General features: G+C 58.0%; 3 protein-coding genes. All 3 read right to left on the reverse strand.

The genetic code is table 11. The features are described 5' to 3' along the window. Window positions 1-240: 240 nt before the first annotated feature. Window positions 241-1,152 (reverse strand): LysR family transcriptional regulator, encoded by a 912-nt coding sequence (locus WCA53_RS27350; protein WP_423918134.1) that lies wholly within the window; start codon window positions 1,150-1,152, stop codon window positions 241-243. Between the two features lie 579 nt (window positions 1,153-1,731). Continuing rightward, complete coding sequence (locus tag WCA53_RS27355) at window positions 1,732-2,169, reverse strand: carboxymuconolactone decarboxylase family protein (protein WP_423918131.1); 438 nt, start codon at window positions 2,167-2,169, stop codon at window positions 1,732-1,734. Window positions 2,170-2,323: 154 nt separating this feature from the next. Next, on the reverse strand, window positions 2,324-3,739 hold the full coding sequence (locus tag WCA53_RS27360; protein ID WP_423918136.1) for a PLP-dependent aminotransferase family protein: 1,416 nt from the start codon (window positions 3,737-3,739) through the stop codon (window positions 2,324-2,326). Between the last annotated feature and the right edge of the window lie 3 nt (window positions 3,740-3,742).

A 3,742-nucleotide genomic window follows, 5' to 3' on the forward strand; every position in this document is an offset into this window, starting at 1 on the left:
AAATTGGCGGTTTAAAACGCGTTTCTTTGCTTCGTTTCTTTGCGCGTTTGCAAAGAAATGAAGTCCCGCCCCGGATAGGGGCTAACAGAAATAAGCAAGAAAATCCGACTTAAGCAGAACGACCACGCGAGCAGAACGACTCAACGTTCTCCCCACACTCGCCGCGAACAGCACCCCGTCGTAACCCCACACTCTCCGCGAGCAGCACCCCTGGCGCCGCCCAAAAACCAAGTCCAAGGCTCAGCGCCCAGCGCACCCTGCCACGATGAAATCGAAAAACGCCCGCACCTTGGCGGCCAGGTGCTGCCTCGAAGGATAGAGCGCGTACAGCGGAAATTGCTCATCCGGCCAGTCCGGAAACAGGTCGATCAAACGCCCGCTCGCAAGCAAATCCTCCGCACCAAGCGCCATGATCTGCGCCACGCCATGTCCCGCCATGCACACGCTGTGCATCGTGCCGACATCGTTGACCGTCAACCTGCCATTCACCGACACGACAATCTTTTTCTTCCCACGATGAAACTCCCACGGAAACGGGTGCCCGGTTTCAGGATCGCGGTAATTGATGCAGACATGGTCGTTGCTCTGCAGATCGCCCGGCGCGCAAGGTCGGCCAAACTGCTTCAAATAAGAGGGCGATGCAACCGTAATGATCCGCGTATCAAGCAGCTTGCGCGCAACCAGCGTGGACGGACGCGGCTGGCCAAAACGGACGGCCAGATCGAAACCATCGGTCACCATGTCGCCAAGCTGATCGCGCGTGACAAGCTCCAACTGGAGGCCCGGGTGATCAGCGACAAATGCGCCAAGCGTCGGACCGAGCACCAATCGCGAAAAAAACGGATCGACATTCACGCGCAAGCGACCCCGCACGCTGTTCACGCCCTGCGATGCCGAGGCGGTCGCGTCTTCAAGGCCCGCAAGCAGCGGCTCAACCCGATCGTAGAAGCGCCGCCCCTCGTCGGTGAGGGTGACCACACGCGTGGTTCGGTCAAACAACCGGATACCCAGTCGCGCTTCGAGTCGTGCGACGGATCGGCTGACGCCCGATTGAGACATGTCCAGCGCCTCGCTCGCGGCGGCGAAACTGCCGCCATTGACGATAGCCGAGAGGACGCCTAAGCCGCTCAGAATGCGCTCGTCGAAAGGAATTTGTAGGCTCCGCGCGGATGGTTGGGGTGACGGCTAGCAGGTCGGCAAATCGCACCACGGCGTCGCTGCCGCTGGGTAAATGACCATGAGTTCAGTCGTGAGTTTATAAAGCTATTCTAAGTCAATGATTTGTATGCATGTACCTCATCTCAGCACCGTTTTTTGAATCTTAGAAACGATGTGCAAATGACGGTTTAAAGCGTTGAATAATAACAATTATACTTTCACATTGACGTGCACTCCTAAGGTTTAACACGAACTTATGAGAATGCCTGATAATTTACATGACAATAGTCGCACATCTCTTTGTTTTACCTAAATTTCTCAACCAATACAGATAATCGAGATTAGGTTATCACTGCAAGTAATTGATATATAATAATATTTATACAATGACGTGTTTAAAAAATTCACGAATAAACATCAACAACCCAACGTAAGCTTTTGATTACACGTCATAAAATTCGCCCGCAATAGAACGGGTCCGCCAACAATTCCTGTGGCGGACCCGCGTTTAAATTGGGGATCGAGTCCCTTTAAGATGCACCCGACTCGACGCCCACTCAAGCGAAATTCAGCTCACGCCGGCATCTTCCGAAACGCAATCGCAAAGCGATTCCAGCCATTTATCGCCGTCACCAGCAGCGTCAGGTCCACGATCTCTTCGTCGGTGAAATGCGGTTTGACCGCTGTCCAGACCTCATCGGGCACGTGATCGACCGAGATCAGCGTCAGCGCTTCCGTCCACGCCAGCGCGGCGCGTTCACGATCGGTGAAGAACGGCGTTTCGCGCCAGACCACGACCGCGGCAAGGCGACGATCCGTTTCACCGCCTTTCTTTGCATCGGTGAAATGCATGTCCACGCAGAACGCGCAGCCGTTAATCTGCGAGGCGCGCAGGCGCACCAGTTCCGCAAGCGATTTTTCCAGCGCCGACTTGCCGATGCGCTCTTCGAGCGCAAGCATTGCCTTGATCGCGTGGGGACTGGCCTGGTAGAAGTCGAGACGGGATTCCATGATCGTTTCCTCAATGTCGGATTGGTCGATTCGCATCGAATTCGATGCGATGGGAGGAGATTAAGACGCCCGGTGGTCTCGGGAAATAGCCGATTTTGGCTATTTTGAGGTAACCGGTGGCGCTACAGACCCATGTGCAGATCCCGTGCGAAATCTATGTGAGCTCACGCAGGCGGCGGCCCAGGATCTGCATGGCACGCTCGATCTCATCCAACTCGATCCCGCCGTACCCGAAAAGCAATCCTTGCCGTGCCGATGCTCCCCCGTAAAACGCCGAAATTCCATACAGCCCAAGCGATGGATCGAGGGCACCGCCCACCAGGTCCTTTTCCTTCAGGCCGTTCTTGAGCAGTGCCGTCAAGTGAATCCCTGCAACCGGCACGATCGGCTCGAACCATTGCGCCAGATCACCCTGCAAGTGCGCCACGAGCAGTGCGCGCCTTGCCTCGTAATGCTTGTGCATGCGCCGCAAGTGCTTGGCGAAGTCGCCATCGAGCATGAAGCGAGCGAGCGCTGCCTGCGTCAGCGTGCTGGAATGCCAGTCCGCGATCTGCTTGGCCTTGCGGATCGTCTCGTTCAACGATACCGGCGCCACGACGTAGCCCACGCGCAGTTCCGGGAAAATGGTCTTCGAGAACGTACCGACATAGGCCACCAGGCCCACGCGATCGAGGCTCTTCAGCGATTCCATCGGCCGGCCTTCGAAGCGGAACTCGCCGTCGTAGTCGTCTTCGATAATCACCGCGTCGCGCTGCTGGGCCCATTCAAGCAACGCGACACGGCGTTCCAGGCTCATCGGCATGCCAAGCGGAAACTGATGCGATGGCGTCACATAGACGAGCTTCGCCCGCTTCGGCAATTGCGCGACGATTATCCCCTGGTCATCGACGGGAACGCTCACCAGCGTAGCGCCAAGCGCCGCGAACGAAGCGCGCGCAGGGGGATAACCGGGATCTTCCATGGCGACGACATCGCCGGGACGCACGACCGCACGCGCCACCAGATCGAGCGCCTGCTGCGCGCCCTGCGTGACGATCACATCCTGCCAGTTGCTCACCACCGCGCGATTGAAGGCCAGGTAACGCGATACGGCAAGCCGCAGGTCCTGTTCGCCAGCGCAATCGTGATACTCGCCGCGCCCGCGCATCTGCAGGCGCAGCGCGTGGTTGATGCAGCGGCGCCAGGTATTGAAGGGAAAGAGGCTCTTGTCGGTGACGCCGCCGCGGAAATCGAATTCGAACGTCCGGCCGGGTTCCGGCATGGAAAGCGCTTGTGGAACCGTGGACCAGACTGCCTGGGTTTCTATCCGATGCCGGGTCGCCTGAGCCTTGCGGTTGGAGACACGGGCCAGTCCGTCCGCTACAAAGGTGCCGTCGCCGGGGCGAGTGCGCAGGAAACCTTCCGCGCTCAGGCGCTCGAATACATCGAGCGTCGTTTTGCGTGATACGCCAAGTCTTAACGCAAGGTCCCGGGTTGAAGGAAGGCGTTCGCCAGCCGTCAGTCTTCCCTCTATGACTCCCGCCCGGAGTTGGCGGTAGATCTGGCCAGCCAGATCGTCGCGGCCCTGCAGGGT

The organism is Caballeronia sp. (genome assembly GCF_049581465.1).
GTDB lineage: Bacteria > Pseudomonadota > Gammaproteobacteria > Burkholderiales > Burkholderiaceae > Caballeronia.

Excerpts from the sequence above, each read along its gene's own strand:
- WCA53_RS27355 (WP_423918131.1), bottom strand. The coding sequence starts at position 2,169 with ATGGAATCCCGTCTCGACTTCTACCAGGCCAGTCCCCACGCGATCAAG.